The 7,551-nt window shown below is 61.6% G+C and carries 5 protein-coding genes; 3 read left to right on the forward strand and 2 right to left on the reverse strand.

The annotated features are described in order from the left end of the window. The first annotated feature begins 369 nt into the window (after window positions 1-369). The 3 genes from rho (at window position 370) to I2D41_RS06880 (ending at window position 5,084) form a co-directional block, all read left to right on the forward strand. The gene (gene rho / locus I2D41_RS06870; RefSeq protein ID WP_271741675.1) at window positions 370-2,913 is read left to right on the forward strand and encodes a transcription termination factor Rho; all 2,544 of its coding nucleotides are present in this window, start codon (window positions 370-372) and stop codon (window positions 2,911-2,913) included. A gap of 313 nt (window positions 2,914-3,226) precedes the next feature. Next, complete coding sequence (locus I2D41_RS06875; protein WP_195364010.1) at window positions 3,227-4,627, forward strand: hypothetical protein; 1,401 nt, start codon at window positions 3,227-3,229, stop codon at window positions 4,625-4,627. Between the two features lie 7 nt (window positions 4,628-4,634). Further along, on the forward strand, window positions 4,635-5,084 hold the full coding sequence (locus I2D41_RS06880) for a VanZ family protein (RefSeq protein WP_006235485.1): 450 nt from the start codon (window positions 4,635-4,637) through the stop codon (window positions 5,082-5,084). Window positions 5,085-5,198: 114 nt separating this feature from the next. Here the strand turns inward: I2D41_RS06880 and I2D41_RS06885 are convergent, their stop codons facing one another. Beyond that, window positions 5,199-6,089, reverse strand: a complete 891-nt coding sequence (locus tag I2D41_RS06885) for an ROK family protein (RefSeq protein WP_195364011.1) — start codon at window positions 6,087-6,089, stop codon at window positions 5,199-5,201. A 141-nt stretch (window positions 6,090-6,230) separates the two neighbouring features. After that, window positions 6,231-7,412 (reverse strand): pyridoxal phosphate-dependent aminotransferase, encoded by a 1,182-nt coding sequence (locus I2D41_RS06890; RefSeq protein ID WP_195364012.1) that lies wholly within the window; start codon window positions 7,410-7,412, stop codon window positions 6,231-6,233. Window positions 7,413-7,551: the final 139 nt, after the last annotated feature.

The raw sequence follows: 7,551 nt of genomic DNA on the forward strand, positions 1-7,551 counted from the left end.
AGAGAACGCTCCCGCAAACTGCCTCTTGACAACTTATAGGAGCGTCGGTTTTAGTTCAACAAGTTTCGGAGTGGTCGCGGTCGAGCGATTCATCGTAGTAAACCGCCATAGTTTTGGCGGAGGCAGTCAGATTTGTGGGTGTTAAACCAAAGATTGTCCCTTTTGACTAGTCGTTTAAGAGCGTTCCCAATGACTAAGTTGCAGGTGGCGGCGGTTGTGTTACACTAACGCTGCGTATATGACGCAATCATCTCGATACAGATCAATGATGTCCGTCGTTTTGAACGGAACTAGACTGTTTAGCCGCCCTGAAGGTTTATGCAGGGAGCATGTGATCACAGGGCTTGAAAAGAAAGTTGAGCAAACACTGTGTCTGATCAACAGCAAGAAAACGAAATAACGACGGCGCAGACCGCTCCCGCTGCACCGGTTGCGTCGGACCAGGTCGCGGCGCCCGCGCAAGCCTCGGCTCCTGAGACGCCTAAGGCTGCTTCGACGCCTACGCCTGCAGCGGCTGAGAAGGCCGTGCCTGCAACTGGTGAGGAGGCTGCTCCGGCAAAGCCCAAGCGTACGCGCCGCACGACCAAGCCTGCTGCTGACGGCGAGGAGGTCACCAAGCCCAAGCGCCGTACCACGCGCACGACGCGCGCCAAGCGCACCGTTGCAGCTGACTCCTCGGCGCCGATTTCCGATGAGGTCGCGCAGGCACGTGCGTTGGCGCAGATTAGCGAGGCTCAGGTGGTGCGCGCCCGCCGTCGTGCTGCTGAGCGCGAGGCCGCGGCTCTGACCGAGTTTGCAGCCCCGTCTGTGCCCGAGACCCCTGCCGCCGACCAACCGACCGAGAAGCCGGCACCGCGCACACGCCGTCGCACGGCTGCTAAGGCCGAGCAGGTTGCTGAACAGGTAACCCCCGAGCTCACTGAGGCTTCGGTCCGTTCCGCGGCAGGGGAGGGCGCATCGCCAACTGAGCCCGCTGCGCCTGTCGAGGCCAGCGAAGTTCCCGTTGTCGATCCGGCTTTGCGCCCGCACCGTCGCGGTCGCAAGCCCAAGGCCTTCGTCGAGGCAGAGAAGGCCGCAGCCGCAGCCGCAGTTGCTCGGGATGCTGCGGCGACCGCCGAGTCTGCAACCGCTGCCGATGCACCCGTTCAGGATGCTGCGACTTCCGAGGCCGCTCCCGCCGATGCCGAGCCCGCCGACGTCCGCCCCGGTCGCAGCCGTCGCACTGCTGTTAAGCGCACGTCCAAGGCTAAGGCTGCCAAGAAGGGTGCGTCCGAGGATTCCGACGAGACGACCGCCGATGCATCGACTGATGCCGCCGAGCCCCAAGACGTCGAACAGCCTGCGTCCGAGAAGCCCAAGCGCGGTCGTAAGAAGTCCGCTAAGGCCAAGGCGTCCGAGCATCAGGCTGATGTCGAAGCGCAGGTCGATTCTGGCGCCGAGGCCAATGAAGCCGCTGCGGTCAATGCCGACGCCGCCGCAACCGATGCTGCCGCGCCCGCCGAGGCCGAAGACGGCACTCGTTCCAACCGTCGCCAGCACAAGCGCAACGAGGAACGCAACGAGCGCAACAACGACCGTCGCAACCGTCAGCGCGACCGCAAACAGCGCAATAAGGAGCGCAATGCCGCTCCGACTGAGCCCACGCTTTCGCGCGAGGAGCTCGCGGCCATGAAGGTCGCCGAGCTGCGCGAGAAGGCCAAGGAGTTCGAGATTGAGACGACCGGCAAGAAGAAGGCCGAACTCGTCGAAGAGATCTACACCACCGCCGCGAAGGCCGAGGGCTTCCGCGACATCAAGGGCATTCTGCAGATTCGCCCGGACAGCTCCGGCATCATCCACGCCCATGGCTACATGAAGTCCAACGACGACGCCTTCGTGCCCGCCTACCTCATCCGCTCCGCGCGCCTGCGCACGGGCGACGTCATCGAGGGCTCGCTGCGTCCTTCGCGCGGCGGCGACAAGCGCGCCGGCCTCGCCAAAATCACGACCGTCAACGGTCTGGACCCCGAGCAGATTCGCAACCGTCCCAAGTTCGGCGACCTCACCCCGGTCTATCCCAACGAGCCGCTGCGCATGGAGCACGGCAAAGACTCCATTACCGGTCGCGCCATCGACATCGTGTCGCCGATCGGCAAGGGTCAGCGTGGCCTGATCGTGTCCCCGCCCAAGGCCGGCAAGACCACGATCCTCAAGAAGATCTGCCAGTCTATCTCGATTAACAACCCCGAGGTGCACCTCATCTGCCTGCTCGTCGACGAGCGCCCCGAAGAGGTCACCGATATGCAGCGTTCCATCAAGGGTGAGGTTGTGGCGTCGACCTTCGATATGCCCGCCGACAACCACACTCGCGTGGCAGAGCTCGTCATCGAGCGCGCCAAGCGCATCGTGGAGCTGGGCGGCGATGTCGTGGTGGTGCTCGACTCCATTACGCGTCTTGCCCGCGCCTACAACTTGGCGGCGCCCGCCTCGGGCCGCATCCTTTCGGGCGGCGTCGATTCGGCGGCCCTGTATCCTCCCAAGCGCTTCCTGGGCGCAGCCCGTAATATCGAGAACGGTGGCTCGCTCACCATCCTGGCCTCTGCCCTCATCGACACCGGTTCCAAGATGGACGAGGTCATCTTCGAGGAGTTCAAGGGTACCGGCAACATGGAGCTTAAGCTCGACCGCGACCTGGCCGACCGCCGCATCTTCCCGGCTATCGACCCCGTTGCCTCCGGTACGCGCAACGAAGACCTGTTGGTCGACGAGCAGATGCGTCCGTTTGTCTTTGGTCTGCGTCGCATTCTTGCCGGCATGAACAACACCGAGCGCGCAGCCGCGTCGTTTATCAAGGGTCTTAAGGGCACCAACACCAACCAGGAGTTCCTGGTGCGTTCGGCCAAAAAGCACAGCGACTACGAGCAGACGTTCTAGGTTGTCATCCACGCGCAGCGATAGTCATCAATGCGATAAAGGGTCGGGGCTTTGAGCCTCGGCCCTTTTCCATATCGCCGCTCCGCGCTTATTTTTGACCATAAGACTGGCAAGCAGCAGGTTTCCCGTTTCAATCCGACATCGTCGCTTGCAATCGACAGGGCGGTTTCGCATAATAGCTTTTAAGCTTCGCGACGGAAAACGCAGATGAAACGAACCATATACCGTTGCTTTGGGGCATAGCCCCGCTTCATCTTCTCTCGCGCAGCCAACTGAATGATGCGATTTGGGTGCTGGAAGATGGGGAGAGCTCATGGCTTCTTCTGATGCAACACAACGAGCAGTCCTTGCCGGACTTTCGTGCGGGATCGGCCTTGCCGCTCCCGTGGTTATGTATGCCGCGACGCTGCCGTTTTCGTCGGTGAACGAGACGGTCGTGGCGGGTGCGGTTCCCTTCGCCGTGGGCGCGGTGGCGGGCGTGGGTATCTATGCCGCCTCGCTGGGTATCTCCGAGTACCGTGCGCAGCGTGAAGAGCGTCTGTTCCAGCCTGATACCATGGGCGGTGCCGCCAATCTCAATCAGCATCAAAGCGAGTTCAAGACCGCCTCGATTCCAGCTCAGCAGCAGGATGCGACTCCTTACGCTGCGGCTTCTGCTTCTCAGGCTCAGGCGGAGCAGTCTACCTCGGCATTCCTTTCCGGCCTGACTGGTGCGTTCCAGCGCCGTCATGCCGATGATGGTGTCCCTACCATCGCTCGAGCCGCAGATGCCATGGACGAGGCCGAGGCTTGGTCCATGATCGACAGTATGCTCGACGACGATTCGCCGGTGAGCTGCGACCCTGCGCACTCGCGCGACGTCTATCAAGTCGCCATCGACGAGCTCACCAACGGCGGGCAGACCGGCTCCTTCAATCGCGACGACATCGCCGCCGCGGCACGCGCCGTGTCTGGCTCCCAGGCCGCCCCTGCGGGCAGCACGGCGGCTTTCGTGGCACTCGTCGCCAACGCGGCAGCCAATAACGCCTACAGCGCTACCTCGGCGGACGCGAACGCTTCTGCCGACAATTCGTACGTTGATGAAGCCATGGCCGCGGACGAGGAGGCCGTTGCCGCCCGCCGTGCCGCCGAAAGCTCGTTGTGGGGCGCTCCTGCCCAGCAGCAGGCGGCTGAGGCTGCGCCGTACAATGCAAACCTCGCCAGCATGCCTATCATCTCCGGTGCCGCGGACATCGATCTCGATGACCTCGATGAGCCTGCAGCCATCACCGCATCGATTGATGCCCAAGATCGCATCAACACCGGCGACCTTCCAGATGCCTCGCTCGAGGTTGATGTCCCCATGGCCGATTACTCGGGCCACGAGGACATGTGGGCCGCCGCCACCGCGATCCTGGATGAGATTGACGAGCCTGCTCCTGTTACGGCCCCCGCTCCCGTCGCTGCCCCTCAGCCTGCTGTCCCCGCCTATGTCGGCCGTCACAGTGCTGTGTTCCCCGAGGATACTGCCCGTATCTCGCGCGAGAGCATCGAGCGAGCCGAGGCTATTGCCGCCGGCATTATGGAAAATCGTCGTCACGAGCGCGTCAATCAGATCCTCGAGGAAGAGATCGAGCGCCTGCAGTCCTCTACCGCCAAGCGTACGGGCCGTGCCTATCTGAGCGTTATCGAGGGCGGTACCGCCAGCTTTGCGCCGCTCCGCGCGGAGGCATAACTTCTGCATGGTTAAGATCAATCGAAAATGGGCGGTCGTGACCTGCCTGATGGCGCTCTTGATCTGGGGCAATTCGCTGGTTCCCGGCTCGGGGTCGGGCTCACTGAGTCTAACGGTCATGGAAGCTATCCGCGGTTTCCTGCACGGCGTGGGACTTCCATATGAATGGGTGACCAACTTTGTTGTTCGCAAGTGCGCGCATTTTACCGAGTATATGGTGCTCGGCATCCTGGCAACGCACGCCTTTGATTTTGAGGGCCGGCGCACCTTTGACGTGCTGCTGCCCACGGCGGTGTTCCTGCTGCTGATTCCTTCGATCGACGAGACGATTCAGCTCTTTGTGCCGGGACGCGCTGGAATGATCACCGATGTGATGATCGACTGCTGTGGAGCGGCAACGGGCGTTGTGCTCCGATATCTCTTACGGTCGCTGATGTGCGCCAAAAAGGCCGCCTAGGACGTATTGTTTGGTCCTAGGCGGCCTTTTTTATTTGAAGGCTTATATGAGGCGTGGTGGCGTCGTTCCGTAGGTCGGATTTGCCGGGCGTGCCACGCCCCGTGGGTGCGTCTGCTACTGAAGCGCCTGTGCGCCCAGGGCCAGGCAGCCCATGATGCCCTGCTTGCCCTCGAGGCTGTTGTTGACGATGTAGCTATCGATGTCGTTGACCTCGGGCGTGACGATATAGCCGTTGAGCATCTCGGCGCACTTTTTGCGTGCGAGCGGCACGATGGGAGTGTGGTCGGCCACGCCGCCGCCGATGATGATCTTTTGCGGCGCGTAGCACAGCGTGTAGGTCATGAGTGCCTGTGCCAGATAGCCGGCGAGCAGGTCCATGGCCTCCGAGTCATCGGCCATGTCTCCGGCGCTCTTGCCATCCCAGCGCTTTTTAACGCCGGGGCCGGCGATGAGGCCCTCGAGACAGTTGTCGTGGAAGGGGCAGGCGCTGTGCTCGCCAATGGTGTCGCGCGGGTCGCGCGTGACCAGGATGTGGCCGGCCTCGGGATGCATCATGCCGTGCACGAGCTGGCCGCCCGAGAGCACGCCGGCGCCCACGCCGGTACCGATGGTCAGATACACAACGTCAGTGAGGCCCTGGGCGCAACCAAAGGTGACCTCGCCCAGGCAGGCGACGTTGACGTCGGTGTCGTAGCCGCAGGGAATATTGAGCTCGTTTTGGATGGTGCTCAGCAGGTCAAAGTAGCGCCATGCCGTTTTGGGCGTCTCCAGGATCTTGCCGTATTGGGGCGAGGCAGGGTTGACTGCGGTGGGGCCAAAGGCGCCGATGCCCAGCGCGGCGATGCCCTTGTCGGCAAACCATGCGTTGACGGCCTCGACGGTCTCCTGCGGAGTCGTGGTCACGATCTGCTCACGCTCCAGGACCGTGCCGTCTGCATAGCCCGTGGCGCAGACCATCTTGGTGCCGCCGGCCTCGAGCGCTCCGATAAGTTGCTGCTCTTCCATAATATTCCTCTCACTGGGACGAGTTGCTCCATGACTAAAGTATAGAGCTCTAAACCATTTAAGAAAGCGCCATAAAACGAAGCCTCGCAACGCGGCAGGCGGTGCGGGGCTTCTTTAGTTACTTTAGTTGCCGGGCCGTCCTTACCCGCGCGGTTTGATTTTATCACGCAGGGACTTGAGGTTCTCCAGTGCCGCGTTAAGCGTCTCGTCTCGCTTGGCAAAGTGGAAACGAATCAGGTGGTTGACGGGCTCGCGGAAGAAGCTCGAGCCGGGCACGGCGCCCACGCCCACCTTAGACGCGAGGTCCTCGCAGAATTCGAGGTCGCTGTCATAGCCAAACTCAGAGATGTCCATCATGACGTAGTAGGCGCCCTGCGGCACGTTATGCTCAAGACCGATGCTGTCGAGTCCCTGGCAGAACAGGTCGCGTTTGGCGGCATAGAGGTCAAGGACCTCATCGTAATAGCTGTCGTCGAAGTTGAGGGCGGTGACGACGGCTTCCTGCAGGGGAGCGGCGGCGCCCACGGTGAGGAAGTCGTGGACCTTTTTGATGCGCTCGGTGATTTCGGCAGGGGCGATAGTGTAGCCCAGACGCCAGCCGGTGATGGAGTAGGTCTTGGACAGCGAGCTGCAGCTGATGGTGCGCTCGAACATGCCAGGCAGCGTGGCCATGTAGACGTGCTCATGGGGTGCGTAGACGATGTGCTCGTATACCTCGTCGGTGATGCAATAGGCGTCGTACTTTTTGCAGAGGTCGGCGATAAAGGTGAGCTCCTCGCGCGTAAAGACCTTGCCGCAGGGGTTGGAAGGGTTGCACAGGACGATGGCCTTTGGGTCGTTGTCGCGGAAGGCCGCCTCGAGGACCTCGCGGTCGAAGTCAAAGGTGGGCGGGTTGAGCGGCACATAGATGGGCTCGGCTCCCGAGAGAATGGTGTCAGCGCCGTAGTTCTCGTAGAACGGCGAGAAGATGACGACCTTGTCGCCGGGGTTCGTGACCGTCATCATGGCGGCCATCATGGCCTCGGTGGAGCCGCAAGTGACTACGATATTCTCGTTGGGGTTCACCGGCATGCCCATAAAGTGCTCCTGTTTGGCGGCGAGCGCCTCGCGCATGGCCTGGGAGCCCCAGGTGATGGAGTACTGGTGGTAAAGCGGCTTGGGGTCGGTGGCGATGGTGCCCAGACTATTGAGCAGCTGCGCCGGGGGATCGAAGTCGGGGAAGCCCTGCGACAGGTTGACGGCGCCATACTTGTTGGAGATGCGCGTCATACGGCGGATGACCGAATCGGTAAACGTTGCCGTGCGGTTGGAGAGTTCTTTCATGCCGGTCCTTTCGAGCATTTGCAGTGGGGCAAGTTTACTCCTATGAAACCGGTGGGATTTGCTCGAAATGGATCCGAAAAACTCTTTGGTTGATTTTCAATCTCAACGCAACAGCTTGAACGGACCCCGCGTTTCCGCA

This window comes from Collinsella aerofaciens, assembly GCF_015552075.1.
Classification (GTDB): domain Bacteria; phylum Actinomycetota; class Coriobacteriia; order Coriobacteriales; family Coriobacteriaceae; genus Collinsella; species Collinsella aerofaciens_Y.